Raw genomic sequence first — 25,679 nt, forward strand, 5'->3', positions numbered from 1 at the left:
GTCAACCGGTAAGTGGGAGCGCTCCCATCAGTGGGGAGTTGGGAGCGCTCCCGCCCCGGCCCCCTCCTTCCCCCCGCACCCTCCCGGAGAGGCCCCCATGCGACCGTTACGGCCCCAAGTCCGCTCCCTGCGCAGCCTTCTAGGCGCACTGCTCGCGACCTTCGCGGTCGTCGGGTCGCTCATGACCGCCGCAGCGGCGCCGGCCCAGGCGGACACCACGATCTGCGAACCGTTCGGCACGACCACGATCCAGGGACGGTACGTCGTCCAGAACAACCGCTGGGGTTCCGCCGCCACCCAGTGCGTCACGGCCACGGACACCGGCTTCCGGGTCGACCAGGCCGACGGCTCCGTGCCGACCAACGGGGCGCCGAAGTCGTATCCGTCGGTCTTCAACGGCTGCCACTACACGACCTGCTCGCCGGGCACCGCCCTTCCCGCCCGGCTCGACACCGTATCCGAGGCGCCCTCCAGCATCTCGTACGGCTTCGCGGGCAACGCCGTCTACAACGCCTCGTACGACATCTGGCTGGACCCGACTCCCCGTACCGACGGGGTGAACCAGACCGAGATCATGATCTGGTTCAACAGGGTGGGCCCGATCCAGCCCATCGGTTCCCAGATCGGCACGGCCGCGGTGGGCGGCCGGACCTGGGAGGTGTGGACCGGCAGCAACGGCTCCAACGACGTACTGTCCTTCGTCGCCCCGTCGGCGATCACCGACTGGAGCTTCGATGTCATGGACTTCGTCCGGGCGACCGTCGCGCGCGGACTGGCCGAGGACGACTGGTACCTGACGAGTGTCCAGGCCGGCTTCGAACCGTGGCAGGGCGGCGCCGGACTGGCCGTGAACTCCTTCTCCTCCACCGTCGAGACCGGCGACGGAGCGGGCGACCCGGGCGACCCCGGCGACCCCGTGGCGTGCGAAGTGACGTACGGCACGAACGTCTGGCAGAACGGCTACACCGCGGACGTCACCGTCACCAACACCGGCACGGCCCCCGTCGACGGCTGGCAGCTCGCCTTCACCCTGCCCTCGGGCCAGCGGGTGACCAACGCCTGGAACGCCTCGGTCACCCCCGCCACGGGCGCCGTCACGGCGACCGGCGTGGGACACAACGCCCGGCTCGCACCCGGCGGCAGCCTGACGTTCGGATTCCAGGGCACCTACAGCGGGGGGTTCGCCGAGCCGGACGGCTTCCGCCTGAACGACGCCGTCTGCGCCACGGCCTAGCGTCCGCGCGGAAGCTCAGCCCATCATCCCTCGCCCCCATCACCCCCTCGCCCCCTCGCCCGTCCGGTCGAAGCGCCTTCCCCGGGCGGGCGGGGGTTCCATCCCTCCGAGTGGCGCCCCCGAGCGTCACCGCCGAGCGTCGCCCTCTGATCACCGCACTTCGCACGCCGCGCTCCGATCACCACACCTTGATTGTCATGGACTGATCATCAACTGAGAAAAGATCCAGCACCCGGAAACAGGAGACCCCTATGGTTCGACGCAGCAGATCCCTCTCTCTCGCGGCGGTACTGGCCACCCTGCTCGGCACGCTCGGCGTGACCTTCCTGCTCGGGCAGGGGCGGGCCGACGCGCACGGCGTGGCGATGATGCCCGGCTCACGCACCTACCTCTGCCAGCTGGACGCCAAGACCGGCACCGGTGCCCTGGATCCGACGAACCCCGCCTGTCAGAGCGCCCTCGACCAGAGCGGCGCTACGGCGCTGTACAACTGGTTCGCCGTGCTCGACTCCAACGCCGGTGGCCGCGGCGCCGGTTACGTGCCGGACGGCACCCTGTGCAGCGCCGGCGACCGGTCCCCGTACGACTTCTCCGCCTACAACGCCGCCCGGTCGGACTGGCCCCGGACACACCTGACGTCCGGCTCGACGATCAAGGTGAACTACAGCAACTGGGCGGCCCACCCGGGCGACTTCCGGGTCTATCTGACCGAGCCGGGATGGTCGCCCACGTCCGAGCTGGGCTGGGACGACCTGGAGCTGATCCAGACCGTGACCGACCCGCCCCAGCAGGGCTCGGCGGGTGCCGACGGAGGCCACTACTACTGGGATCTGGCACTGCCGTCGGGCCGCTCCGGTGACGCGCTGATCTTCATGCAGTGGGTGCGCTCGGACAGCCAGGAGAACTTCTTCTCCTGCTCCGACGTCGTCTTCGACGGCGGCAACGGCGAGGTGACCGGCATCGGCGACTCGGGCGGCACCCCCACGCCGACCGAGCCTCCGACGACCCCGCCGCCCACGCACTCGGGTTCCTGCATGGCCGTCTACAACGTGGAGAACTCCTGGGGCGGCGGCTTCCAGGGCTCCGTCGAGGTGATGAACCACGGGACGGAGCCGCTGAACGGCTGGGCCGTGGAGTGGCAGCCGGGCAACGGGACCACGCTCAGCAGCGTGTGGAACGGCTCGCTCTCCAGCGGCACCGACGGCACGGTCACGGTCCGGAACGTGGACCACAACCGCGTCGTCCCACCGGACGGCAGCGTGACCTTCGGCTTCACCGCCACGTCCACGGGCAACGACTTCCCCGTGGACACCATCGGCTGCGTGGCGCCGTAGTACGGCCTCGGGGGGGGGTGGCGCCGTCTGTGGGGGGGGGGCGGGGCCCGGCGCCGGCCCGGCGCCCCCCCCCCCCCCCGCCTCCCACCGGCCTTCGGCACACCCGCGCACCTCACGTGCCGGTTACAAATCGCTCAACCCCTGGTTGCGGAGCGGTGATCGGGCGACTATGGGGCCATGACTCTGGCTCAGCGCGCCCTTGAGCGGCTGCAGGCCTGGCCCGACCTCACCGCGGGCCCGGCCAGTTGCGGAACCGGACGGGCGCTGCGCTCCGTTCGTGACGAGATCGTCCACTTCCACTCGGACCGGGACGTGGACCTCCACCTCACCCACCGGGCCATCCAGCGATTCCAGTACGACCTCGGCGCCTCCAGCGCCATCCGTATGATCCCCGGGTCCCGGTGGGTGACCGTGCACCTGGACTGCGACACGGACGTCGACCTGCTGCTGAGCCTGGTGAGCATCGCGCTGAAGGCTCATCAGGCGCGGCCCCCGGCGGATCTGCCCTCGAAGTGCAACTTCCGCCGCGTCACGGTGCTCCCCCGTTCCGCGGCCGGGGAGATCTGAGACACGCCGACGGCGGGCGCCCCGCCTCGCGGCGGCGCCGCCGTCCGCGGTCTCAGTGGTCCGCGGGCTGCTCCGCGCCGCGCCGGATGCCGACCGCGGCGAGCACCGCCCCGAGCACACACAGGACGCCGGTGACGATCACCGCCACGTGGACGCCGTTCATGAAGGCCTGTCCGCTGCCCTCCACGACGGCGGCCCGCAGGCCGGCCGGCATGTCGCCGGAGACCGGCGCCACGCCCATCGCCACGGCGTCCTTGGCCTCCAGCAGGCCGTGCGCCACGGCCGAGGGCACACCCGCGCCGGTCAGCTCCCCGGTGAGGGTGGAGCCGACCTTGCTGCTGATCAGGGAGACCAGCACGGACGTGCCGAGCGCGCCGCCGATCTGCAGGGTCGTCGCCTGCAGACCGCCGGCCACACCGCCGTCCCGGACGGGGGCGTTGCCGACGATGGCGTCGGAGGATGCGGCCATCACCATGCCGACGCCGAGGCCGAGCGCGATGAACGGCGGCCACATCGTGGCGTAGGAGGAGTCGGTCTGCCAGGTGAGCATGCCGAAGCAGGAGGCCGCCTGGAGCAGCATGCCCAGCGGCATGGTCAGACGGGGGCCGAAGCGCTGGGTCAGGGCCGCGCCCAGCGGCGAGGCGACCAGCGAGGCGAGGCTGAGCGGGAGGGTCCGCACGCCCGCCTCGACCGGCGTGAAACCGCGCACGTTCTGCAGGTACAGCATGACGAAGAAGATCACGCCGAGCATGACGAAGAAGTTCAGCGCGGTGATGATCGCGCCGATCGTCAGCGCACGGTTGCGGAACAGGCGCATCGGGAGCAGCGGGTGCTCCACACGGGTCTCGAACCAGCCGAACACGAGCAGGAGCACGAGGCCTGCGGCGACGGAGCCCAGGGTGCCGGCGGAGGTCCAGCCCCAGGTCTCGCCCTTGACGACACCGAAGACCACGGCCAGCAGGCCGAGGGCGAGCAGGACGAGGCCGGGGATGTCGAAGCGTTCCCGGCCGGCGGCGTTGCGGCTCTCCGGGAGGACGAGGATGCCGAAGACGATGGCGATGACGCCGATGGGGGCGTTGATGTAGAAGACGGACTCCCAGTTGACGCTCTCCACGAGGAGACCGCCGACGATGGGTCCGAGGGCCGTGGCGACGGCGGAGACCATGGCCCAGATGCCCACGGCCATGCCGAACTTCTTCGGCGGGAACACGGAGCGGAGCAGGCCGAGGGTGTTGGGCATCAGCAGTCCGCCGAAGGCGCCCTGGAGGGCGCGGAAGGCGACCACGCCCTCGATCGACCCGGCCAGGCCGATGGCGACGGAGGCGAGGGTGAAGCCGGCGACGCCCACGAGGTAGTAGGTGCGCCGGCCGAACCGGTCACCGAGCTTGCCGCCCAGGATGAGGGTGGCGGCGAGCGCGAGCAGGTAGGAGTTGGTCACCCACTGGAGCTGGGCGGTCGACGCGTGCAGGTCGCTGCCGATCTCGGGGTTGGCGATGGCGACGACGGAGCCGTCGAGCTGGACCATGAACAGTCCGAAGGCGACGGCGAGGAGGGTCAGCCAGGGGTTGGACCGCAGGCGGCGGGCCGCCGGTGGGGCGGTCTCGGCCGCGGGCGTGGTGGGGTGATCCACGGACGTGGACGGCATGGGTGAGCCTTCTCTTCCAGGTTCGAAGGGTGGTGCGGGGGGCGGGGCGGCCCACGGGCACACGGCGGGCCGGCCGCGGGCACGACGGTGTGCCCGCGGCCGGCGGGAATGCCTGGGCCCCGCCCGGTCAGCGGGCGGTGGGGTGGAGGTGCCGCGTCAGCGCGTCGAGGGCGTCCAGGGCGGAGCCGAGCGCGCCCTGCTGGCCCTCGGTGAGGGAGGTCAGGGCGTGGCGGATGAACGCGGTCTCCAGTTCCCGCACCTCGGACACGCGCTCACGGGCCGTGGCCGTGAGGTGGAGGTGGGCGACCCGCCGGTCGGCGCTGTCCTGCCGGCGTTCCAGGTCTCCCTGCTCGGTGAGCTGGGAGACCAGGGCGCTGACGTTGTTCGGCTTCATCAGCAGGGCCTCGGCGGCCTCGCGCACCGTGGCGCCCTCGTGCTGGGCGACGAACCGCAGCAGCGCGAGCTGGCTCTCCGGGGGTTTGGGGTGCGGGTACTGGGCGGTGACCTGTCGGTCCAGCGCCCGGTGCAGCGCGGGAAGGCATGCCGCGAGCCCGGAGGCCACACGGTCGATGTCCCGGCGAGGGGTGCTGGAGTCGGTCACCCGGACACGATAGATATGATCAGATAGGTATGTCAAAAGAGGTAAAGCCGCCCGTGCAACGCTCTCGCAACCTTCCCCGTGCTGGCATGCACGGTATGCGCGACACATACGAGGAGACTCCCCGCGTCGAGCTCACCCCCGAGGCGGCCGCACTGCTGCGGCGGCTCCGTGAGGCGCACGGCCCGCTGATGTTCCACCAGTCCGGCGGCTGCTGCGACGGCAGCGCCCCGATGTGCTACCCGGCCGGCGAGTTCCGCACCGGAGCCGCGGACGTCCTGCTCGCGGAGCTGACCGTCGAGGGCGTCGGGGAGCCGGTGGCGTTCTGGATGTCGCGCAGTCAGTACGAGGCCTGGAGCCACACGAGACTGATCGTGGACGTCGTCGCGGGCCGGGGCAGCGGCTTCTCACTGGAGGCGCCCGAGGGGGTGCGCTTCCTCATCCGCTCCCGCGTCATCGACGCGTAGCGCCCGCCCCGGGACCACCGGCGCCCCCTTGCCCTGCCACCCCCTCCCGTCCACCGGCCGACCGCCGACCCCCGTCCGCCGACCGACCACCGGCCGACCGCCGGCCCGCCGTCCGCTGCCTACGGCCTGAGGCTGCCGACGATGTCCGCCGTCGCGGTCAGACCGCTGTGGATGGTCGGTGCGATGTTCGTACCGGCCAGATAGAAGCCCAGCAGCAGGCACACCAGCGCGTGCGAGACCTTCAGCCCGCCGTTGCGCAGGAAGATCACCGCCAGAACGGACAGCAACAGCACCACAGAGATGGAAATGGCCATCGTCAACCTCCTCCGCCACGTCCACTTCGCGGCGTTCGGCCGTAAGTGTGGCGTAGCGGAGGGTTCGTCCGGGCGGCTGACCTGTCCTCCGAACGAGTACTGTTCCGTCGGCGTCCTACGCGGCCCGGTGGGCGTCGAGGAACGCCTCGAGGCCGGCGAGGTCGTCGGTGTTGAGGTGGTCGACGCCGGCGGCGAGCAGTTCGGTCCATACGGCGTCCCGCGCGGGGCCCGCCACGTCGGGCGTGGCCCAGAACCGCACCCGCTGCCCACGGGAGTGCGCCGCGCCGACGATGTCCCGCAGCCTGCGCCGTTCGGCCGCCGGGAAGGCGCCCACGCCCTGCCAGGTGAAGTTGAGCGTCCAGTTGTCGCTGATCAGCGGGACGAAGGAGGCCGGTGCCAAGCTGCCGAGGTCGGTGAGGCGGCCGTCGTAGAAGGCCCGGCGCGTGCGCTGCGCCTCCATGGGCGCGCGGGCCGCCCGGTTCCCGGAGATCACCGCGGTGACCGCGCCGGGGAACACCCGTCCGTGGGCGTAGGTGGTGAACAGGTGCCGGTAGCGGCGCAGACGACGGTCGAGTTCGAGGTACGTCGACGATCCCTCGGTCTTGATGTCGATCAGCAGCTGGAGGGCACGGCGGTCCCGCCGGTACACCCGGCCGTGCTGGGCGCGGACGCGGGCCGCGAGGGGGTCGAGGTAGAGGGATTCCAGGGTGCGGGCGGGGTCGAGGTCCTCGGGGTCGTGGGCGACGAGGAGTTGGCCGCCGACCAGGTAGATGTCGGCCTCGACGCTGCCGAAGCGGTGGTCGAGGGCGTCGAGGAGGGGGCGGGGGTGCTCGTAGTCGTTGTGGGCGTGGGCGCGCCACAACGGGCGGGGCCCGTGCCTGCCTTCACTCGCCAGGGCGGTGCCGGCGGGCAGGGCGACCGCGCCCGCGAGGGCGGCGCCGAGAGTGGTGAGGGCTCTGCGTCGGGTGGTGAGGGCCATGCTCTGCCTCCCTGTAAGTGCCGTACGGGACGCCTGTGAGTATGGGGTCCCGATGCCTTCGGGGAGCAGGGCCGTGCGGGGAGTTGGCCGGACCGCCGCCGGTCGTTCATCTCGTCCCACGGCGGGTACGGCCGATGCCCGCCCCTGGTGGGACGGGCATCGGCCGGGCAGGACGGCCGGACGTCAGGGTGCTCGCAGGTCGACCAGTCCGGCCAGCGCCTCCCGGTGGGTGCCCGCCGCGCCGTAGGCGATCGAGTCGGCCTTGGCCCGCTTCAGGTACAGGTGGACCGGGTGTTCCCACGTCATGCCGATGCCGCCGTGCAGTTGCAGCGCCTCCTCGGCGGCGTGGACGGCGACCTGCCCCGCGTACGCCTGGGCCACGGCGACGGCCACGTCGGTGTCCTCTCCGGTCGCCAGCGCGTCGGCCGCGTTGCGGGCCGCGGCGCGCAGACCCGCGGCCTGAAGCCACAGCCCGGCGAGCCGGTGCTTGAGCGCCTGGAATCCGCCGACCTGGCGGTTGAACTGCCTGCGCTCCTTGAGGTAGCGGACCGTCTCGGTCAGCAGCCAGTCGGTGAGGCCCAGTTGCTCGGAGGCGAGCAGACCGGCACCGGCCCGCAGGGCGCGCCGTACGGCGGGTCCGGCGTCGCCGAGCCGGCGCCCGGACACGCCGTCGAGCATCACGCGCGCCACCGGCCGGGTGAGGTCCAGGGACACCTGCGGAGTGACGGTCGCGTCGGCGGCATGGACGGCGTACAGCCCCCCGTCGTCCGCCGGAACCAGCAGCACGTCGGCGACGGCCGCGTCGGCGATGCCGGTCAACTCCCCGTGCAGACGCCCCTCTTCGAGCCGTACGTGCGCGACGGCGCCGCCCGGTGCGACGTGCAGGCCGACGGCGAGCGCGGCGATGGTCGTCGCGGACGCCAGTTCGGTGAGCAGGTCGTCGGCTCCGCAGGCCAGCAGCGCCTCGGTGGCCACGACGGCGCTCGTCAGGTAGGGCACCGGCGCGACCGCGCGCCCGAGTTCCTCCAGGACCACCGCGGTCTCCCGGTGGGTGGCGCCCTGGCCCCCCAGCTCCTCGGGGATCAGCAGGCCCGCGAGGCCCATCGAGTCGGAGAGCGCCTTCCACAGCGACACGTCGTGCGGAGCGGCCGACTCGGTACGGGTGATGACGCCCGCCGGGTCGCAGTGGTCGGTGAGCAGGTCCCGGACGGCGGCGCGCAGCGCCTCCTCCTCCTCCGAGTAGAGCAGACCGGGTTCCGGCTGTGCGCTCATCGGGCGAGGTCCTTCCATGCGACGTCCTTGTCGGTGCGCGGTTCGGCGGGCAGGCCCAGGACGCGCTCGGCGACGATGTTCAGCAGGACCTCGCTGGTCCCGCCCTCGATGCTGTTGCCCTTGGAGCGCAGGTAGCGGTACCCGGCGTCGCGGCCGGTGAAGTCCACGTGCTCGGGGCGGCGCATGGTCCAGTCCTCGTACAGCAGCCCCTCCTCGGCGAGGAGTTCCACCTCCAGGCCGCTGATCTCCTGGTTGAGGCGGGCGAAGTTCAGCTTCATGCCGGCGCCCTCGGGGCCGGGCTGGCCGGCCACCAGCTGCTGGCGCAGGCGTACGCCGGTGAGGCGGGCGACCTCGGCCTCGACCCACAGGCCCAGCAGCCGCTGGTGCAGGTCGTGGGTGCGCAGTTCGGGGCGTTCCCGCCAGGTCGCGGCGATCTTGCCGATCATGCCGCCCTCGCGGGGGATCGGCGTACCGCCGATGGCGACGCGCTCGTTGTTCAGCGTGGTCTGGGCGACCCGCCAGCCGTCCCCTGTCTCGCCCAGGCGGCGGGAGTCGGGGATGCGGACGTCGCTGAGGAACACCTCGTTGAACTCGGCCTCACCGGTGATCTGGCGCAGCGGCCTGACCTCGACCCCGGGGTCGGTCATGTCGCACACGAAGTAGGTGATGCCCCGGTGCTTGGGCACGTCCGGGTCGGTGCGGGCGATGAGGATCGCCCAGCGGGCGAGGTGCGCGCTGGACGTCCACACCTTCTGCCCGTTGACCACCCAGTCTCCCCCACTCTCGGCTTCGCTCGAGCGGGAGGGGCCCCCATCCTCGCGGACCGCCCGGGTGCCGAGCGCGGCCAGGTCGGAGCCGGCACCCGGCTCGCTGAACAGCTGGCACCAGACCTCCTCGCCGGTCCACAGCGGGCGCAGGAGGCTGTGCTTCTGCTCCTCGGTGCCGTACTGGAGGATGGTCGGGGCAGCCATGCCGAGGCCGATGCCGATGCGCCGCGGGTCGTTGTCGGGGGCGCCCGCGGCCGTCAGTTCGGCGTCCACGACGGCCTGGAGGGAGCGGGGCGCGGCGAGTCCGCCGAGGCCCTTGGGGTAGTGCACCCAGGCCAGTCCGGCGTCGAAGCGGGCCCGGAGGAAGTCCAGGCGTTCGGTGGTGGCCGGTGGATGCGCGGCCAGCAGCTCCTTGGTACGGCGGCGCAGTTCCGCTGCGTCGGTCATGCGGCGGCTCCCCTCTCCTGCTGTTCCGGTACGACGGCCACCCGGCCGGTCGTCCGGCCGTCGGCGACGCGCTGCACGGCGTCCGCGGCCCCGGCGAGCGGTACCCGCTCACTCACCAGCGGCTTGACGGCACCCCGTGCGGCCAGCTCGGTGAGCTGTTCGTGGCAGTGCTGGACCAGCTTCGGGTTCTTGGTGTTGTACAGGCCCCAGTGCAGGCCGAGGATCGCGTAGTTCTTCACCAGGGCGTGGTTCAGCGCGGGGCTGGGGATCGTGCCGCTCGCGAAGCCGACGACGACGATGCGGCCCTCGAAGGCGACGGTCTTGGCGGACTGGGCGTAGGCCTGGCCGCCCACCGGGTCGTAGATCACGTCGGCGCCCCGGCCGCCGGTGGCCTCCTTCACGGCGGCGATGACATCCTCGCCGTGCCGGTCGACGACCACGTCGCAGCCCAGTTCGCGGGCGACGGCCGCCTTCTCGGGGCCGCCGACGACGCCGATGACGGTGGCGCCGGCGGCCTTGCCGAGCTGCACGGCCGCGCTGCCGACCCCTCCGGCGGCGGCGTGGACGAGCAGGGTCTCGCCGGCCTCCAGCCGAGCCCGGCGGTGCAGGCCGAACCAGCCGGTCTGGTAGCCGATGTGCAGGGCGGCGGCCTCGGCGTCGTCCAGGGCGTCCGGTGCGGGCAGCAGGGCGCGGGCGTCCGCGACGGCGTACTGGGCGAAGCCGCCGTGCGGCAGCGCGGGGTTGGCGAGGACGCGGCGCCCGTCCTCGGTCTCGCCGCAGATCTCCACGCCCGGCGTGAAGGGCAGCGGCGGCTTGACCTGGTACTGGCCGCGGCACATCAGCGCGTCCGGGAAGTTGATGTTCGCGGCGCGGACCCTCAGCAGGACCTGGCCGTCGCCGGGCGTCGGCGGCGCCACGTCCACGAGGCGCATCACCTCGCCCGGCTCGCCGTTCTCGTGCACCTGCCATGCCTGCATGCGGGGCCTCCACCGACTGCGTCGTCCGACCGGGTCTCTCGCATACTAAGCGGTCGCTTGCCCTTCAGGGAACAGGTTGCGAGGAGTCACCCCCGCGTGGGCCGCGCCCGTACGTGCATCCGCTCCCCCTGCGGGCCGAACAGGCTGAGGAACTCGGCCGGCCCCTCCCCCGTCGACCCGAACCAGTGCGGCACCCGGGTGTCGAACTCCGCGGCCTCCCCCGCCGACAGCACCACGTCGTGGTCGCCGAGCACGAGCCGCAGCCGGCCGGAGAGGACGTAGAGCCACTCGTACCCCTCGTGGGTGCGCGGGTCCGGCTCCTCCTGCCGTGAGGGCTCCAGCACCTTGAACGCCTGGAGTCCGCCCGGCTGGCGGGTGAGGGGCCAGTGGGTGCGGCCGTGGCGAACGATCGGCTTGGCGCGCACCCGGGGGTCGCCGACCTGCGGGGCACCGACCAGCTCGTCCAGCGGCACCTGGTGGGCCTGGGCGATCGGCAGCAGCAGTTCGAGGCTCGGCTTGCGCAGCCCCGACTCCAGCCGCGACAGGGTGCTCACCGAGATGCCGGTCGTCTCGGACAGCGCGGCCAGGGTCACCTCGCGCTCCTTGCGCACCTGGCGGAGCCTCGGGCCGACACCGGCGAGGACATCGTCTGCGGTCGTCATGCACTTATTGCAGAACCGGCAAACACCTTTGTCAATCCCGCGGTGTCCGAGCGACCTTCTACGTGGAGGTGGTCACCGTGACCCAGAACAAGGACCTGACCGAGAAGTACGACGTGGTCGTCGTCGGCGGCGGTGCGGCCGGACTCTCCGCCGCGCTCGTCCTTGGCCGCTCGCGGCTGCGCGCCCTGGTCGTCGACGCCGGGGAGCCGCGCAACGCGCCCTCGGCCCACATGCAGGGCTATCTGACCCGGGACGGCATGTCGCCCGCCGAGTTCCTGGAGCTCGGCCGGGAGGAGATCGCGCGGTACGGCGTGGAGCTGGTCCGCGACCGGGCGGTGGACGTGTCCCGGGGCGAGGGCGAGGACATCGCGGTGGACCTGGCCGGCGGAAGCGTCGTCCGAGCCCGCCGGCTGATCGTCACCACCGGCCTGGAGGACGAGCTGCCGGCGGTGCCCGGCGTCGCCGAGCGGTTCGGCCGGGACGTGCTGCACTGCCCGTTCTGCCACGGCTGGGAGGTGCGCGACGAGCGCTTCGGCGTGCTCGCCGCCGGCCCGCTCAGCGTGCACCAGGCGCTCATGGTGTCCGGCTGGTCGGACGACGTGACGCTCTTCCTGCACACGGTCCCGGAGGAGGAGCTGTCCGACGACGACCTGCGCCGGCTCGCCGCGGCCGGGGTCGAGGTGGTGCCCGGCGAGGTCGCCGGGCTGCGGGTCGAGGACGACCGGCTCACCGGGGTCCGGCTGGCGGACGGCACGGAGCACGACCGCTCGGTGGTGTTCGTCGCTCCCAGGGCCGCACCGCGGACCGGCCTGATGGAGCGGCTCGGCGCGGAACTGCGGGAGACCCCGTTCGGCGCCTACCCCGTGGTGGACCCGACCGGCCGGACCACCGTGCCCGGCGTGTGGACCGCCGGCAACGCGATGGGGTTCGGCGAGCAGGTCGTGCACGCGGCCAGCGGCGGCTACCGCGCGGCGTCGGCGATCGTCGGCGACCTGATCATGTCGGACCTGGACGCGGCCGTCGCGGGCCAGGGGGTGCCGTTCGGACCAGGTCGGCTCCGGTGAACGGACTCGTCCGGTCGATCACGTGACCACCGTGCGGTCGTGTCATTGATGTCGGCATGACGGCAGGCGATCCGACGGTTGTCGAGTGGGAACGGCTGCGGCCGTTCCTGCCGGTCAGCAACAGGCGTCGCGGCAGGTGGAGGGATCACCGGCAGGTGGTCGACGGGATATCCGCACCGGGTGCGGACCGGCACGCAGTGGCGTGACCCGCCCGAACGGTTCGGCCCATGGAAGACCGTTCATGAACGCCACCGCCCGTGGTCGGCCGACGGAACCTGGGAACGCCTGCTCCAGCAGGCCCAGGCCGACGCGGCCGGGCAGATCGGCTGGGACGTCTCGGTCGGCTCCACCATCGTGCGGGCGCATCAGCACGCTGCCGCTGCGCCCGCCTCAAAGGGGGGCGCAGCGGCAGAACACCGGCCCCGGCCGCTCGCGCGGCGGGTCCACCACCAAGCTCCACCTGAGCACGGACGACCGCTGCCGCCCGCCTTCCCCGACCGACCGACTGGGCAGCGGCGGTACGGGCACGGTGTGGCGTGCCTGGGACCATCTGTCGCGGCGGACGGTGGCCGTCGACGAGGCCACTCCGAACGGATGGGACCAGCCAGGCCGGACACTTGACCGGAACGCGGCGGTCGCACCATCGCAGACACGGGAGGAAGAACACCCTCCGCGAGTCACCCGACAGTCACTTGATCGGACGGACAGCTCCGAACGACGCCTCGCGGCCGGGGCCGAGCGGAGTCCGGTGCGTGCGGCCACGAGGCGGAGGAGGGGGCGCCAGCGTCGACAACGCCGCCGGGGGCACCGCCGGCTCCCTTCAGGCAGTGGGGAGCGCGTGCCGGCCCCCGAGACCCCGTCGAGAGCCGAACACCGGCTCCGGACTGCAACCGTGTCCGGCATGACAGTGCACCTTCACCCTCGCCTTCGCCGTCCGGGGGCCCGAAGCCGGCCGGGGGCTGTCCCGGCCGGGCTCGAGGTGTCGTTCCTTCCCGTGTGCCGGCGGGAAGCCGTCAGCGCACGTAGATGTGGGGCTGCGGCGGGCGGGTCATGCCGGCGCCGAGGAAGTAGCTGGGGTGTGGCGGCTGGTTGTAGGCGGTGTTCTGCCAGGCCAGGGCGACGCGGTACTGGGCGTCGTGGGCCAGGGTGTGCAGTTTGGTGGTCGTCGGGGTGGACGTGGCGTAGATGCGCAGGGCGTTGTTGCCGGAGTGGCGCCAGATGACCTCCTCGCGCCAGTCGCCGAACAGATCGCCCGAGAGCACCGGGGTGGACTTGGTGCCGTTGCTGGAGGCGACGCCGCTGCCGGTGAGCAGCCGGGTGTCGCCGCCGGTGCCGTACTTGTCGATCCGGGTGTCGTTCAGCAGTTCGCGCACCGGGTCGGCGTCCCACCAGGCGAGGAAGTTCGCCGAGGACGGGTTGCGGCCGACGTTGCCGCCAAGGGTGTTGCGCAGGTTGCTCATGTTCGGTCCGGAGCCCCACAACTCGGCGCCTGGGTTCCCGGCGTGGATGTCACCGGCCACGCCGCGGCCCGGTCCCTCGGAGCCGCTGGTGGGGGTGCGGTGGATGACCTGCCCGGTGCGGGCGTCGTGCAGGTCGGAGCCGGGCTGATCGCCCGACTCGTGGATGCTGAAGACCTCCAGGCCGGTGCGGTCGGGGGCGAAGTCGCCGACGTGCAGGGCGTCGCCGTGGCCGAAGCCCGTGGTATGCATCAGCCGGCCGTTGTCGTCGATGGTCGCGGAGCCGTAGACGATCTCCTGGCGGCCGTCGGCATCGACGTCGGCGACGGACAGCTGGTGGTTGCCCTGACCGTACGCGGCGCCGTTGCCGGAGGAGTTGGAGTCGAACGTCCAGCGCTTGACGAGCCGGCCGTCGCGGAAGTCCCAGGCGGCGATCACAGCGCGGGTGTAATAGCCACGGGCCATGACCAGGGACGGGCGCCGACCGTCGAGGTAGGCGGTACCGGCCAGGAAGCGGTCCACGCGATTGCCGTAGTTGTCGCCCCAGGAGGAGACGTTGCCCCGCGGCGGATCGTAGTCGACCGTGGACATCGCGGCGCCGGTCAGACCGTTGAACATGGTCAGGTACTCGGGTCCGGCCAGGATGTAACCGCCGGCGTTGCGGTGGTCGGCACCCCCGTCGCCGATGACCGTGCCCTGGCCGTCGCGCGTGGCGTCCGCCGTCTTCAGAGCCACCTCCGCCCGGCCGTCGCCGTCGTAGTCGTACACCTGGAACTGCGTGTAGTGCGCCCCGGCCCGGATGTTGCGGCCCAGGTCGATACGCCACAGCCGCTGGCCGCTGAGCCGGTAGGCGTCGATGTAGACGTTTCCGGTCACACCGGACTGCGAGTTGTCCTTCGCGTTGCCCGGATCCCACTTGACGATCAGCTCGTACTGCCCGTCGCCGTCCACGTCACCCGGGCTCGCCTCCACCGGCGTGTAACCCGAGCCGGGCGAAGACAGCGGCACGTCGAGGTAGTTGCCGCCGGTGAAACGCAGCGAGGACTCCGAGACCTGCTGCTCCGTGCCGTCCACCACCGCGCGCACGGTGTACGAGGCATTGGAAGGAGCGCCGTTGTCCAGGTAGTTGGTGGAGTCGGTGACCGGTGAGCCGTTCACCTTCGCGCCGTCGCGGTACACGTTGAACGCCGTGTCGTAGCCCTCGGTGCCCAGCAGCCGCCAGGACACCAGGTTGCCCGAGCCCGAGCGCACCGAGACCAGGCCCCGGTTCAGCTCCTCCATCTGCAAGGCGTCACCGGCCGGTGGATCGGGATCCGGGCTGGTGCCGCCGTCGACCTTGACCAGCCGCCACTGCTGGTTGAAGCCGTCGACGTCGTCGTACTGCGAGATCCGGGCACCGTCTTCTGTCGACCGCTCCCAGACGTCCAGGGCCTTGCCGCTGTTGCGGTTGATCAGCTGCACATACTGGCTGTCGATGTCGACCACGCGGAACTGCTGGTTGACGGCGTTGTTGTCCGTCCACTGCACCACGTTCGCGCCGTTGGCAGTGGACCGCCCCTCGACGTCGAGCACCTTGCCACTGTGCCGGGCCCTGATCCGGTAGTACCCGTTGCCCGAATCGACGAACTGGAACTGCTGGTTGGCGACGGTTCCAGGGGCCCACTGGACGACCTCCGCGCCATTGGCGGTGGAACCTTCGAAGATGTCGACGGCCTTGCCACTGTGGCGTGAGACCAGCTGGTAGTAGGCGGACGTGTCGATCACGGCCGCGCTCGCGCTGGACACGGGCAGCGCGACAAGTGAGACGGCGGCCAGTAACACCGCCAGCAGATACGTGACCGGTCCTCGGGATCTTCGCGAACTCCGGACGGACATGTGCGGCTCCTTCGGGGGGCGGGTAAGTGCTCGCGCGCTTCCCGACACATCGGATGAAACGATTCACTCAGGTCGGGCGCGAGAGGAACCTGTTTCGGGTGATGAATGGGAGCGCTCCCAGCGAGGCTAGGGGCGGGCCGCCGGACACGGCAAGACGCGTGCAGGGACTGAATGTGGCAATTTGTTTGATCAAGTGGAGTTCTGGCGTGAGGATGTGTCGGTCGCCCTGGATGCGACCGATTCACGGCGGTGCGTCGACTGATCTCGCTCCGAGGAGTGCGGGTGCTCAGCGGCGGCGACGTGCCCGGGTAGCCCGGCGTCCGCCCCGCAGACCGACCGGACGAGGCGCGCGGGTGTGGTCCCGGCCTCCGCGGTGCACTCTGACTGCATGCTGCTTACCCGGTTGGCCCAGGTGTCCCGGGAGGTCGCCGCCACGTCGGCGCGGTCCCGGAAGACCGCCCTGCTCGCGGAGCTGTTCCGGGAGGCGGAGGCGGCGGACGTGCCGGTCGTCATCCCGTACCTGGCGGGCCGGCTCCCGCAGGGCCGGATCGGCGTCGGCTGGAAGGTGCTGAGCCGCCCGGTCCCACCGGCCGCCGGACCGACCCTGACCGTGCGCGAGGTGGACGCCCGGCTCACGCGGCTCGGTGCGGTGTCCGGCGCCGGTTCGCAGGCCGAGCGGACACGGCTGGTCGGCGAGCTGATGGGCGCGGCCACCGAGGACGAGCAGCGCTTCCTGGTCGGGCTGCTCACCGGGGAGGTCCGGCAGGGTGCCCTGGACGCTGCCGCCGTGGAGGGCCTGGCCGCGGCGACCGACGCGCCCCCGGCGGACGTACGGCGGGCGGTGATGCTCGCGGGCTCGCTGCAGACGGTGGCCGAGGCACTGCTGGCCGACGGGCCCGGCGCCCTGGACCGGTTCCGGCTCACCGTGGGCCGCCCGGTCCTGCCGATGCTGGCGCACAGCGCCTCCTCGGTCGCCGAGGCGGTCGGCAAGCTGGGCGCCTCGGCCGTCGAGGAGAAGCTCGACGGCATCCGCGTCCAGGTGCACCGCGACCGAGGCACCGTACGGCTCTACACCCGCACCCTGGACGACATCACCGACCGGCTCCCCGAGGTCACCGCGGCGGCGCTCGAACTGCCCGGTGAGCGGTTCGTCCTGGACGGCGAGGTGATCTCGTTCGACGAGAACGGACGCCCCCGCTCCTTCCAGGAGACCGCCGGACGGGTCGGCTCCCGCACGGACGTGGCCACCGCCGCGCGGACGGTCCCCGTCTCCGTCGTGTTCTTCGACGCGCTGTCCGTCGACGGCCACGACCTGCTCGACCTGCCCCTGACCGAGCGGCACGCGGAGCTGGCCCGGCTGGTCCCCGAGCCGGCCCGGGTGCGGCGCGAGCTGGTGCGCGGGGCCGAGGACACGGAGGCCGCCGAGGAGTTCCTCGCCGAGACACTGCGGCGCGGGCACGAGGGCGTCGTGGCCAAGGGGCTCGACGCCCCCTACAGCGCGGGCCGGCGCGGCGCCTCCTGGCTGAAGGTCAAGCCCGTCCACACCCTCGACCTGGTCGTCCTGGCCGCCGAGTGGGGCCACGGCCGCCGCACCGGCAAGCTCTCCAACCTCCACCTCGGCGCCCGCACCGCCGACGGCTCCTTCGCCATGCTGGGCAAGACCTTCAAGGGCATGACCGACGCACTGCTGGCCTGGCAGACCGAGCGCCTGGAGCGGCTGGCCGTCGAGGAACACGGCTGGGGGGTGACCGTACGCCCCGAACTCGTCGTCGAGATCGCCTACGACGGCCTCCAGCGCTCCACCCGCTACCCGGCCGGCGTCACCCTCCGCTTCGCCCGCGTGGTCCGCTACCGCGAGGACAAGCGCCCCGAGAACGCGGACACGGTGGACACCCTGCTCGCCGCCCACCCCGGGGCGGCCCCGTGAGGCGCAGCGCGGGCCTGCTGCTGTACCGGCGCGGACCCGGCCAGGATCTCCAGGTGCTCCTCGGGCACATGGGCGGCCCCTACCACGCCGGCCGGGACGCCGGGGCGTGGACCGTCCCGAAGGGCGAGTACGACCCCGCCGAGCCGGCCTGGGAGGCGGCCCGGCGCGAGTTCGAGGAGGAGCTGGGGCTGCCGCCGCCCGAGGGCGTGGCCGTACCGCTCGGGGAGGTCCGACAGGCGGGCGGGAAGGTGGTCACGGTCTGGGCGGTCGAGGCCGGCCTCGACCCGGCCGCCGTCGTCCCCGGCACGTTCCGCATGGAGTGGCCGCCGCGGTCGGGGCGGTCCGAGGAGTTCCCCGAGCTGGACCGGGTGGCTTGGTTCCCGGTGGACCGGGCGCGCGAGGTGATCGTGAAGGCGCAGGCCGCGTTTCTCGACCGGCTGGCTGAGCACTCGCACTGACGAGAGTCGACCGGTGGCGACGGGACCCGTGCGCGTTGCGGCACCCCGCGCCACACGCCAAGGTCGAAGCACGAACGCGCACCCAGGAGGTCGGCCATGCCCATCGCGACGGTGAACCCGGCGAACGGCGAGACGCTCAGGACGTACGAGGCCATGGGCGAGGAGGAGATCGAGCGCCGGCTCCAGCTCGCGGAGGCCACCTTCCGCACGTACCGGACGACGGGGTTCTATGAGCGGGCCGGGCTCATGCGCCGGGCCGCCGATCTTCTGGAGGCGGACCAGAAGGAGGTCGGGAAGGTCATCACCACGGAGATGGGCAAGCCGGTCAAGCAGGCCCGCGCGGAGGCCGTCAAGTGCGCCAGGGCGATGCGCTGGTACGCCGACCACGCGGCGGAGCTGCTGGCCGACGAGGAGCCCGCCGAGGCGGACGTGAAGGACTCCGGCGCCTCCCGGGCGCTGGTCCGCTACCGGCCGCTCGGGCCGGTGCTCGCCGTGATGCCGTGGAACTTCCCGCTCTGGCAGGTGATCCGCTTCGCGGCGCCCGCGCTGATGGCGGGCAACGTCGGGTTGCTCAAGCACGCCTCGAACGTGCCGCAGACCGCCCTGTACCTGGAGGACCTGTTCCATCGGGCGGGCTTCACCGAGGGGTGCTTCCAGACCCTGCTCATCGGCTCCGCCGCGGTCGACGACATTCTGCGCGACGAGCGCGTGCGGGCCGCGACGCTCACCGGCAGCGAGCCCGCCGGCCGCGCGGTCGCCTCCACCGCCGGGGAGATGATCAAGAAGACGGTGCTGGAGCTGGGCGGCAGCGACCCGTTCGTCGTCATGCCGTCCGCCGACGTCGACCGGGCCGCCCAGGTGGCGGTGACCGCGCGCACACAGAACGCCGGACAGTCCTGCATCGCCGCCAAGCGGTTCATCGTGCACACGGACGTCTACGACGCCTTCGTCGCACGCTTCACCGAGGGCATGAAGGCGCTGACGGTCGGCGACCCGATGGACGAGGCGACCGAGGTCGGCCCGCTCTCCAGCGAGCAGGGCGTCAACGACCTCGTGGAGCTGGTCGACGACGCGGTGCGCGGCGGGGCGAGCGTGCTGTGCGGAGGCGAACGCCCGGACGGGCCCGGCTGGTACTACCCGCCGACCGTGCTGGCCGACGTGACCCGCGAGATGCGCATCCACCGCGAGGAGGCCTTCGGCCCGGTCGCCACGCTGTACCGGGCGGCCGACCTGGACGAGGCGGTGCTGATCGCCAACGACACCGACTTCGGGCTCAGTTCCAACGTGTGGACCCGCGACGACGCCGACGTGGACCGCTTCGTACGGGACCTGGAGGCCGGCGGCGTGTACGTCAACGGGATGACGGCGTCCCATCCGGCGTTCCCGTTCGGCGGGGTCAAGCGGTCGGGCTACGGGCGTGAGCTGTCCGGGCACGGAATCCGGGAGTTCTGCAACATCACCACCGTATGGCACGGAGCGTGAGCCTTCCGCGACTACGATCCCCTTTGTGAACCGCGAAGTGACCCTGCCTCTGATCGTCGACGACCACGGCACTTTGCAGGTCGCCGCGTCCGACGTGAGCAAACTCCTGCGTACGGTGGGCGGGCGGTGGCTGCGGCTGGTGGAGGCCGGCGAGGAGAGTCTGGACGAGGACACGGTCGCCGCCCTCACCATCGAGCTCGCCAAGCTGGCCGACCGTATCGACGTGGCGTGCATCGCCCACAGCAGCGGCCAGTCCTCCTGACGCCGTTCCTCCCCGCCCGCGCCGTCCGGTCCGGTCCGGTCCGGTCCCCGAGACGGAGTAGCCCGGCGAGAGATCGCCATCCCCGTGAGTGATCGTGGGTGAGCACCCCGAAAAGGTGCACCACTTTCCGGCCGGGGGGCGAGAGCCTTCCGCGAGGCGAAAGCAGGCACGGTTCATGGCGACTTTGTGCAGACCTTCGGTGTCCGTTCCAGAGCACGTGATCACGATGGAGGAGACGCTGGAGCTGGCGCGCGAGCGCCACACCGACCATCCCCAACTGCCGCTGGCCCTCCGGCTGATAGAGAACACCGGGGTACGCACCCGGCACATCGTGCAGCCCATCGAGGAGACCCTGAAGCACCCCGGCTTCGAGGACCGCAACCGGATCTACGAGCGGGAGGCGAAGTCCCGTGTCCCGGCGGTGGTCCAGCGGGCCCTGGACGACGCGGAACTGCTCACCACCGACATCGACGTGATCATCTACGTCTCGTGCACGGGCTTCATGATGCCCTCGCTCACGGCGTGGCTGATCAACGAGATGGGCTTCGACAGCACCACGCGGCAGATACCCATCGCCCAGCTGGGATGCGCGGCCGGCGGTGCGGCGATCAACCGGGCCCACGATTTCTGCACCGCTTATCCCGAGGCGAACGCGCTCATCGTGGCCTGCGAGTTCTGCTCGCTGTGCTACCAGCCCACCGACATCGGTGTCGGCTCCCTGCTCTCCAACGGCCTCTTCGGCGACGGCATCGCCGCCGCGGTAGTCCGCGGTCAGGGCGGCACCGGGGTCCGGCTGGAGCGCAACGGCTCCTATCTGATCCCGAAGACCGAAGAGTGGATCATGTACGACGTGAAGGCGACCGGTTTCCACTTCCTGCTGGACAAACGGGTGCCGGCCACCATGGAGCCGCTCGCTCCGGCCCTGCGGGACCTTGCGGAGACCCACGGCTGGGACGCCTCCGACCTGGACTTCTACATCGTCCACGCCGGCGGGCCCCGGATCCTGGACGACCTCAGCACGTTCCTGCACGTCGACCGGCACGCGTTCCGGTTCAGCCGGGCCACGCTCACCGAGTACGGCAACATCGCCAGCGCCGTCGTCCTGGACGCGCTGCGCAGGCTCTTCGACGAAGGCGGTGCCCAGGACCGGGCGCGCGGGCTGCTGGCCGGTTTCGGTCCCGGCATCACCGCGGAGATGTCCCTGGGCCGCTGGCAGACCGCGGACGAGACGCAAGGCGTGAGGCAAGGCGTGAGGCAAGCGTGACTGAAGAGACGATCGACCGGGCCGGGGCCGAAGCCGCTCCGCCCGTCCGGGACTGGCCGGCCCTCGACCTGCCCGGCACCGACTTCGACCCCGTCCTGACCGAGCTGATGCGCGACGGTCCCCTCACCCGTATCTCGCTGCCCAACGGCGAGGGCTGGGCCTGGCTGGTGACCCGCCACGACGACGTCCGCCTGGTCACCAACGACTCCCGGTTCGGCCGCGAGGCCGTCATGGACCGGCAGGTCACCCGGCTCGCCCCGCACTTCATCCCGGCACGTGGCGCGGTCGGCTTCCTCGACCCTCCCGACCACACCCGGCTGCGCCGTTCGGCGGCCGCCGCGTTCACGGCCCGGGGCGTGGAGCGCGTGCGCGAACGGTCCCGGGTCATGCTCGACGGACTCGTCGACGCCCTGCTGAGGGCCGGCCCGCCGGCCGACCTCACCGAGGCCGTGCTGAGCCCCTTCCCCATCGCGGTGATCTGCGAGCTGATGGGCGTCCCGGCCACCGACCGGCACAGCATGCACACCTGGACCCAGCTGATCCTGTCCTCCTCGCACGGCGCGGAGGTCAGCGAGAAGGCCAAGCAGGAGATGAGCGCCTACTTCGCCGATCTCGTCGGGCTCCGGTCCGACAGCACCGGTGAGGACGTCACCTCGCTCCTCGGCGCGGCCGTGGGCCGGGAGGAGATCACTCTGGAGGAGGCGGTGGGGCTCGCCGTCCTGCTGCAGATCGGCGGCGAGGCGGTCACCAACAACAGCGGGCAGATGTTCTACCTGCTGCTGACCCGCCCCGAACTCGCCGAACGCCTTCGTTCCGAACCCGAAACCCGTCCACGGGCCATCGACGAGCTGCTGCGCTGGATTCCCCATCGCAACGCCGTCGGGCTGTCCCGGATCGCCCTGGAGGACGTGGAGATCCAAGGGGTTCGGATCCGGGCGGGTGACGCGGTCTACGTGTCGTACCTGGCCGCGAACCGGGACCCGGAGGTCTTCCCCGACCCGGACACGATCGACTTCGCCCGCAGCCCCAACCCGCACGTGTCCTTCGGCTTCGGCCCGCACTACTGCCCCGGCAGCATGCTGGCCCGGCTGGAGTCGGAGCTGCTCGTCGACGCGGTCCTGGACCGGGTGCCCGGCCTGAGGCTCGCGGTGCCGCCCGAGGACGTGCCCTTCAGGAAGGGGGCGCTGATCCGCGGTCCCGAGGCCCTGCCGGTGACCTGGTGAGCGGCCTCGCGGCGGAGTCGCAGGGGTTGCTGGTGCCGCCGGGGCACGGCAGGGTCGTGCAGGCACCCGCCCAGCACGTGACCTTCAAGGTGACCGGTTCGCATTCGCGCATGGCCTCCACCTTCGAGGTCGTCGTGCCGCCGGGCTTCGACGTCGGCGCCCATGTGCACACCCGCAGCGAGGAGCTGTTCTACGTGCTCGAGGGCGAACTGGACGTCCTCGCCTTCGAGCCGCGCGTGCGTACGCCCGACAACTGGCAGAAGTGGGAGTCGAGTACCGGCAACCGGGTGGTCCGCGCCACCCCGGGCACGGTCATCGTCGTACCGCCCGGCTGCCCGCACGCCTTCGCGAACCCGACGGGCGAGCCGGCCAAGATGTTCTTCCAGGCCGGCCCGCCCCCGGACCACGAACGCTACTTCGAGGAACTGCTGGAGATCCTGTCGGACGGAGGTCCGCCGGACCACGAGGCCATCGAGACGCTGAGGGCCAAGTACGACATCGAGCAGCTGACGCCGCTCAGGCATCGTTAACGGATCGGCATCCCCGCCAGCGTCCGGGCGATCACCAGCCGCTGGATCTCACTCGTGCCCTCGAAGATCGTGTAGATCGCGGAGTCGCGGTGCATCCGCTCCACCGGGTACTCCCGCGTGTACCCGTTGCCGCCCAGGATCTGGATCGCCTGGGCGGTCACCTTCTTCGCCGTCTCACTCGCGAAGAGCTTCGACATCGAGCCCTCGGCCGCCGTGAACGGTTTGCCGTTGACCGCCATCCACGAGGCCCGCCAGACCAGCAGCCGCGCCGCGTCGATCGAGGTGCGCATGTCCGCGAGCTGGAAGGCGACGCCCTGGTTGTCGATGATCGGGCGGCCGAACTGCTCCCTCGTCTGCGCGTACTCCAGCGCGACCTCGTACGCGGCACGCGCGGTGCCGACCGCCATGGCGCCGACCGCCGGGCGGGACGCCTCGAACGTGGCCATCGCCGCGTTCTTGACCCTCCCCCACTCTCGGCTTCGCTCGAGCGGGGGGACCCCCATGCCGCCCTTCTTGGCCTTCTCCCGGGCGCGGGCCAGGCGCGCGTCCAGCTTCTCCTTGCCGCCCAGCAGGCAGGAGCCGGGGAGGCGCACGTTGTCGAGGATCACCTCGGCGGTGTGCGAGGCGCGGATGCCGTGCTTCTTGAACTTCTGGCCCTGGGACAGCCCGGGGGTGCCCGGCGGGACGATGAAGGAGGCATGGCCCTTGGAGCCCAGCTCCGCGTCGACGACCGCGACCACGACGTGGACGTTCGCGATGCCGCCGTTGGTCGCCCAGGTCTTGGTGCCGTCGAGCACCCACTCGTCCTTGGCCTCGTCGTACACGGCACGCGTGCGCATGGAGGCCACGTCGGAGCCGGCGTCGGGCTCGGAGGAGCAGAACGCGGCGAGCTTCACGTCGTTGGCGTCGCCGTACATCTGGGGGATCCAGGTGCCGATCTGCTCCTCGGTGCCGTTGGCGAGGACGCCGACGGCGGCGAGGCCGGTGCCGACGATGGACAGCGCGATGCCGGCGTCACCCCAGAACAGTTCCTCCATCGCCATGGGGATACCGAGGCCGGTGGGGTCGAAGTACTGCTGGGCGTAGAAGTCGAGGGAGTAGATGCCGACCTTGGCGGCCTCCTGGATGACCGGCCAGGGAGTCTCCTCACGCTCGTCCCATTCGGCGGCCGCGGGGCGGATGACGTCGGCCGCGAAGCCGTGCAGCCAGTCCCGGACCTCCTTCTGTTCGTCGCTCAGCTCCATGGTGAACTCGGCCATGTCCCCTCCAGTGACGCACGTGCATGTTACTTGCGGTAACCCGAGTCTGTTACCGGCGGGTAGGAAAAGTCAACTCCCGAGGCCCCGTCGCCCTCCCGTTCGATGCCGGGTGTCCGCCAGGTGTTAGTTTGCGCAGGCGTCACCGAAACAGCACGGGTGGGGAGAGCACATGGACACCACGCAGCGGACCGATCAACAGCGGTCCGCCGACCGCCGCCGGCGTGAGCTGCTGGAGGCCGCCGACCGGGTGGTGCTGCGCGACGGCCCCCAGGCCTCGATGAACGCCATCGCCGCCGAGGCCGGCATCACCAAGCCGATCCTCTACCGCCACTTCGGCGACAAGAGCGGACTCTACGCCGCCCTCGCCCGGCGGCACACGGACGCGCTCCTGTCCTCGCTGCGGGCCGCCCTGGACGCTCCGGCGGAACGGCGGGACCGCGTCGAGGCCACCTTGGACACCTATCTGGCGGCCATAGAGGCCCGCCCGCAGGTGTACCGCTTCCTGATGCATCCGGCGGAGGGCGCCGCCCCGACGGGCGACCAGACCGAGCAGGGCTTCGACATCGGCAAGCACTCGGCGCCGCTGCTGCGCCGTATGGGCGAGGAACTGGCCCAGGTCATCGAGGAACGTCTCGACGTCGGACCGGGCACCCAGCAACTGGCCCGGGTGTGGGGGCACGGAATCGTCGGCATGATGCACGCCGCCGGGGACTGGTGGCTGGGTGAACGCCCCTGCTCCCGCGAGGAGTTGGTGCGCACCCTGGCCGACCTGCTGTGGGGCCGCCTCGCCGCGGCCGGCGACAAGGCGGGCGGCCCGGGCTTCTGACGGTCACAGGCCGCGCGCGGCCGCACGCCGATGCCGTGCCGGTGCCGCGCCGATGCCGCGGACGCCTCTCCGACGGTGCCTCGGGCCACGCGCCGGGCGCGGGACGCGTCCGTGGCCGTCACCGGCCGGGCAGCTCGCTCAGCGGCGCCAGGACGCCCGCGCCACCTGCCGCATCAGCTTGCGGTGGCGCCGGCCCGTCAGGCGATCGGCGTACACCCGGCCCTCCAGGTGATCGCACTCGTGCTGGAGGCACCGGGCGAAGAACCCCGTCCCGCGCACGGTGACCGGCTCCCCGGTCAGCGTGAGACCCGTCACGACCGCCTCGTCATGACGCTCCGTCCCGGCCTCCAGCCCCGGCAGCGACAGACAGCCCTCCGGCCCGCGCACCACCACCCCGCCGGTCTCGACCAGCCGCGGGTTCACCACATGGCCGAGATGGCGCTCGTCCTCGTCGTCCGGGCAGTCGTACACGAAGACGCGTACCGGCTCGCCGATCTGGTTCGCGGCCAGGCCCACGCCGCGCGCGGCGTACATGGTCGCGAACAAGTCCTCCACGAGGGCCGCGAGTTCCGGGCCGAAGTCCGTCACCTCCTCGCAGGGCGCGTGCAGGACGGGGTCGCCGAGGAGGCCGAGGGGGCGGGTGCGCCCGTGGGCGCCCGGGATGGAGCCGTGTCGCATGGCGGCAAGAGTAAGGTCCCTGTGTCCCGCGGCGGCTCGCGCCCACCGCCAAAACCCCGTGGCCGGTGCCGCGATTCGGGAGTGCGAACGGATCTCGATAGGCTGAGGTCC

At 71.8% G+C, this 25,679-nt stretch carries 25 protein-coding genes; 14 read left to right on the plus strand and 11 right to left on the minus strand.

Annotated elements, in window-relative coordinates; genetic code table 11:
• The first annotated feature begins 97 nt into the window (after window positions 1-97).
• The 3 genes from ACH4NX_RS25885 (at window position 98) to ACH4NX_RS25895 (ending at window position 3,135) form a co-directional block, all read left to right on the plus strand.
• Window positions 98-1,234, plus strand: coding sequence for a cellulose binding domain-containing protein (locus tag ACH4NX_RS25885; protein WP_398128897.1), 1,137 nt, complete (start codon window positions 98-100; stop codon window positions 1,232-1,234).
• Between the two features lie 251 nt (window positions 1,235-1,485).
• The gene (locus ACH4NX_RS25890) at window positions 1,486-2,568 is read left to right on the plus strand and encodes a lytic polysaccharide monooxygenase (protein ID WP_351401411.1); all 1,083 of its coding nucleotides are present in this window, start codon (window positions 1,486-1,488) and stop codon (window positions 2,566-2,568) included.
• Window positions 2,569-2,745: 177 nt separating this feature from the next.
• Window positions 2,746-3,135 carry a luciferase family protein gene (locus ACH4NX_RS25895; RefSeq protein WP_351402566.1) on the plus strand — a complete coding sequence of 130 codons (390 nt, stop codon included), beginning with the start codon at window positions 2,746-2,748 and terminating at the stop codon, window positions 3,133-3,135.
• Between the two features lie 52 nt (window positions 3,136-3,187).
• Here ACH4NX_RS25895 and ACH4NX_RS25900 read toward each other — a convergent pair whose 3' ends face one another.
• A complete protein-coding gene (locus ACH4NX_RS25900) occupies window positions 3,188-4,780 on the minus strand; it encodes an MFS transporter (RefSeq protein WP_351402568.1) in 1,593 nt (530 codons plus the stop codon).
• A 127-nt stretch (window positions 4,781-4,907) separates the two neighbouring features.
• Window positions 4,908-5,381, minus strand: a complete 474-nt coding sequence (locus ACH4NX_RS25905) for a MarR family winged helix-turn-helix transcriptional regulator (RefSeq protein WP_351400939.1) — start codon at window positions 5,379-5,381, stop codon at window positions 4,908-4,910.
• A 95-nt stretch (window positions 5,382-5,476) separates the two neighbouring features.
• Here ACH4NX_RS25905 and ACH4NX_RS25910 point away from each other — a divergent pair, with 95 nt between their 5' ends.
• Window positions 5,477-5,845 carry a DUF779 domain-containing protein gene (locus ACH4NX_RS25910; protein WP_398128898.1) on the plus strand — a complete coding sequence of 123 codons (369 nt, stop codon included), beginning with the start codon at window positions 5,477-5,479 and terminating at the stop codon, window positions 5,843-5,845.
• 119 nt (window positions 5,846-5,964) lie between these two features.
• On the opposite strand, the gene ACH4NX_RS25915 is transcribed toward ACH4NX_RS25910, so the two are convergent.
• The 6 genes from ACH4NX_RS25915 to ACH4NX_RS25940 form a co-directional block, all read right to left on the minus strand.
• Window positions 5,965-6,159 carry a hypothetical protein gene (locus ACH4NX_RS25915; protein WP_279563426.1) on the minus strand — a complete coding sequence of 65 codons (195 nt, stop codon included), beginning with the start codon at window positions 6,157-6,159 and terminating at the stop codon, window positions 5,965-5,967.
• Window positions 6,160-6,274: 115 nt separating this feature from the next.
• Entirely contained in the window at window positions 6,275-7,138 is an 864-nt protein-coding gene (locus ACH4NX_RS25920) for a phosphatidylinositol-specific phospholipase C/glycerophosphodiester phosphodiesterase family protein (RefSeq protein ID WP_351400936.1), read from the minus strand.
• A gap of 183 nt (window positions 7,139-7,321) precedes the next feature.
• Entirely contained in the window at window positions 7,322-8,410 is a 1,089-nt protein-coding gene (locus ACH4NX_RS25925) for an acyl-CoA dehydrogenase family protein (RefSeq protein WP_351400935.1), read from the minus strand.
• Window positions 8,407-9,624 (minus strand): acyl-CoA dehydrogenase family protein, encoded by a 1,218-nt coding sequence (locus ACH4NX_RS25930; RefSeq protein ID WP_351400934.1) that lies wholly within the window; start codon window positions 9,622-9,624, stop codon window positions 8,407-8,409. The genes ACH4NX_RS25925 and ACH4NX_RS25930 overlap by 4 nt, the downstream gene beginning before the upstream one ends.
• On the minus strand, window positions 9,621-10,601 hold the full coding sequence (locus ACH4NX_RS25935) for an NADPH:quinone oxidoreductase family protein (RefSeq protein WP_351400933.1): 981 nt from the start codon (window positions 10,599-10,601) through the stop codon (window positions 9,621-9,623). Before ACH4NX_RS25935 ends, ACH4NX_RS25930 begins: the two co-directional genes overlap by 4 nt.
• Window positions 10,602-10,687: 86 nt before the next feature.
• A complete protein-coding gene (locus ACH4NX_RS25940) occupies window positions 10,688-11,263 on the minus strand; it encodes an XRE family transcriptional regulator (RefSeq protein WP_351400932.1) in 576 nt (191 codons plus the stop codon).
• Window positions 11,264-11,325: 62 nt separating this feature from the next.
• Here ACH4NX_RS25940 and ACH4NX_RS25945 point away from each other — a divergent pair, with 62 nt between their 5' ends.
• Complete coding sequence (locus ACH4NX_RS25945) at window positions 11,326-12,327, plus strand: NAD(P)/FAD-dependent oxidoreductase (protein ID WP_398128899.1); 1,002 nt, start codon at window positions 11,326-11,328, stop codon at window positions 12,325-12,327.
• A gap of 180 nt (window positions 12,328-12,507) precedes the next feature.
• Complete coding sequence (locus ACH4NX_RS25950; RefSeq protein ID WP_398128900.1) at window positions 12,508-12,948, plus strand: transposase; 441 nt, start codon at window positions 12,508-12,510, stop codon at window positions 12,946-12,948.
• A gap of 392 nt (window positions 12,949-13,340) precedes the next feature.
• Here ACH4NX_RS25950 and ACH4NX_RS25955 read toward each other — a convergent pair whose 3' ends face one another.
• Window positions 13,341-15,569 carry an RICIN domain-containing protein gene (locus ACH4NX_RS25955; protein WP_398128901.1) on the minus strand — a complete coding sequence of 743 codons (2,229 nt, stop codon included), beginning with the start codon at window positions 15,567-15,569 and terminating at the stop codon, window positions 13,341-13,343.
• Between the two features lie 478 nt (window positions 15,570-16,047).
• Between ACH4NX_RS25955 and ACH4NX_RS25960 the strand changes: the two genes are divergently transcribed.
• The 7 genes from ACH4NX_RS25960 to ACH4NX_RS25990 all read left to right on the plus strand — a co-directional run bounded on the left by ACH4NX_RS25960 (window position 16,048) and on the right by ACH4NX_RS25990 (window position 22,805).
• The gene (locus tag ACH4NX_RS25960; RefSeq protein ID WP_398128902.1) at window positions 16,048-17,586 is read left to right on the plus strand and encodes an ATP-dependent DNA ligase; all 1,539 of its coding nucleotides are present in this window, start codon (window positions 16,048-16,050) and stop codon (window positions 17,584-17,586) included.
• The gene (locus ACH4NX_RS25965; protein WP_351400927.1) at window positions 17,583-18,044 is read left to right on the plus strand and encodes an NUDIX domain-containing protein; all 462 of its coding nucleotides are present in this window, start codon (window positions 17,583-17,585) and stop codon (window positions 18,042-18,044) included. The genes ACH4NX_RS25960 and ACH4NX_RS25965 overlap by 4 nt, the downstream gene beginning before the upstream one ends.
• Before the next feature lie 96 nt (window positions 18,045-18,140).
• On the plus strand, window positions 18,141-19,526 hold the full coding sequence (locus ACH4NX_RS25970) for an NADP-dependent succinic semialdehyde dehydrogenase (RefSeq protein WP_398128903.1): 1,386 nt from the start codon (window positions 18,141-18,143) through the stop codon (window positions 19,524-19,526).
• 25 nt (window positions 19,527-19,551) lie between these two features.
• Entirely contained in the window at window positions 19,552-19,788 is a 237-nt protein-coding gene (locus ACH4NX_RS25975) for a DUF6213 family protein (protein ID WP_279564124.1), read from the plus strand.
• A gap of 115 nt (window positions 19,789-19,903) precedes the next feature.
• Window positions 19,904-21,052 carry a type III polyketide synthase gene (locus ACH4NX_RS25980; RefSeq protein WP_398128986.1) on the plus strand — a complete coding sequence of 383 codons (1,149 nt, stop codon included), beginning with the start codon at window positions 19,904-19,906 and terminating at the stop codon, window positions 21,050-21,052.
• A complete protein-coding gene (locus ACH4NX_RS25985; protein ID WP_398128904.1) occupies window positions 21,049-22,275 on the plus strand; it encodes a cytochrome P450 in 1,227 nt (408 codons plus the stop codon). The genes ACH4NX_RS25980 and ACH4NX_RS25985 overlap by 4 nt, the downstream gene beginning before the upstream one ends.
• Window positions 22,272-22,805 carry a cupin domain-containing protein gene (locus ACH4NX_RS25990; RefSeq protein WP_351400924.1) on the plus strand — a complete coding sequence of 178 codons (534 nt, stop codon included), beginning with the start codon at window positions 22,272-22,274 and terminating at the stop codon, window positions 22,803-22,805. Before ACH4NX_RS25985 ends, ACH4NX_RS25990 begins: the two co-directional genes overlap by 4 nt.
• On the opposite strand, the gene ACH4NX_RS25995 is transcribed toward ACH4NX_RS25990, so the two are convergent.
• Window positions 22,802-24,064: an acyl-CoA dehydrogenase family protein gene (locus ACH4NX_RS25995; RefSeq protein WP_398128905.1), complete on the minus strand. Its 1,263-nt coding sequence runs from the start codon at window positions 24,062-24,064 to the stop codon at window positions 22,802-22,804. The two genes, ACH4NX_RS25990 and ACH4NX_RS25995, sit on opposite strands and share 4 nt — an antisense overlap.
• Window positions 24,065-24,233: 169 nt before the next feature.
• Here ACH4NX_RS25995 and ACH4NX_RS26000 point away from each other — a divergent pair, with 169 nt between their 5' ends.
• A complete protein-coding gene (locus ACH4NX_RS26000) occupies window positions 24,234-24,890 on the plus strand; it encodes a TetR family transcriptional regulator (RefSeq protein ID WP_351400922.1) in 657 nt (218 codons plus the stop codon).
• A gap of 138 nt (window positions 24,891-25,028) precedes the next feature.
• Here the strand turns inward: ACH4NX_RS26000 and def are convergent, their stop codons facing one another.
• Window positions 25,029-25,568: a peptide deformylase gene (gene def, locus ACH4NX_RS26005; protein WP_351400921.1), complete on the minus strand. Its 540-nt coding sequence runs from the start codon at window positions 25,566-25,568 to the stop codon at window positions 25,029-25,031.
• Between the last annotated feature and the right edge of the window lie 111 nt (window positions 25,569-25,679).

It is taken from the genome of Streptomyces sp. NPDC017225 (assembly GCF_044331465.1).
Classification (GTDB): Bacteria; Actinomycetota; Actinomycetes; order Streptomycetales; family Streptomycetaceae; genus Streptomyces.

Bases quoted from the DNA above. Each gene is read 5' to 3' on its own strand.
- ACH4NX_RS25885 (WP_398128897.1), top strand. From the start codon at position 98: ATGCGACCGTTACGGCCCCAAGTCCGCTCCCTGCGCAGCCTTCTAGGC.
- ACH4NX_RS25890 (WP_351401411.1), top strand. From the start codon at position 1,486: ATGGTTCGACGCAGCAGATCCCTCTCTCTCGCGGCGGTACTGGCCACC.
- ACH4NX_RS25915 (WP_279563426.1), bottom strand. From the start codon at position 6,159: ATGGCCATTTCCATCTCTGTGGTGCTGTTGCTGTCCGTTCTGGCGGTG.
- ACH4NX_RS25895 (WP_351402566.1), top strand. From the start codon at position 2,746: ATGACTCTGGCTCAGCGCGCCCTTGAGCGGCTGCAGGCCTGGCCCGAC.
- ACH4NX_RS25970 (WP_398128903.1), top strand. From the start codon at position 18,141: ATGCCCATCGCGACGGTGAACCCGGCGAACGGCGAGACGCTCAGGACG.
- ACH4NX_RS25930 (WP_351400934.1), bottom strand. From the start codon at position 9,624: ATGACCGACGCAGCGGAACTGCGCCGCCGTACCAAGGAGCTGCTGGCC.
- ACH4NX_RS25900 (WP_351402568.1), bottom strand. From the start codon at position 4,780: ATGCCGTCCACGTCCGTGGATCACCCCACCACGCCCGCGGCCGAGACC.
- def (WP_351400921.1), bottom strand. From the start codon at position 25,568: ATGCGACACGGCTCCATCCCGGGCGCCCACGGGCGCACCCGCCCCCTC.
- ACH4NX_RS25960 (WP_398128902.1), top strand. From the start codon at position 16,048: ATGCTGCTTACCCGGTTGGCCCAGGTGTCCCGGGAGGTCGCCGCCACG.
- ACH4NX_RS25935 (WP_351400933.1), bottom strand. From the start codon at position 10,601: ATGCAGGCATGGCAGGTGCACGAGAACGGCGAGCCGGGCGAGGTGATG.
- ACH4NX_RS25995 (WP_398128905.1), bottom strand. From the start codon at position 24,064: ATGGCCGAGTTCACCATGGAGCTGAGCGACGAACAGAAGGAGGTCCGG.
- ACH4NX_RS25910 (WP_398128898.1), top strand. From the start codon at position 5,477: ATGCGCGACACATACGAGGAGACTCCCCGCGTCGAGCTCACCCCCGAG.
- ACH4NX_RS26000 (WP_351400922.1), top strand. From the start codon at position 24,234: ATGGACACCACGCAGCGGACCGATCAACAGCGGTCCGCCGACCGCCGC.
- ACH4NX_RS25940 (WP_351400932.1), bottom strand. From the start codon at position 11,263: ATGACGACCGCAGACGATGTCCTCGCCGGTGTCGGCCCGAGGCTCCGC.
- ACH4NX_RS25920 (WP_351400936.1), bottom strand. From the start codon at position 7,138: ATGGCCCTCACCACCCGACGCAGAGCCCTCACCACTCTCGGCGCCGCC.
- ACH4NX_RS25925 (WP_351400935.1), bottom strand. From the start codon at position 8,410: ATGAGCGCACAGCCGGAACCCGGTCTGCTCTACTCGGAGGAGGAGGAG.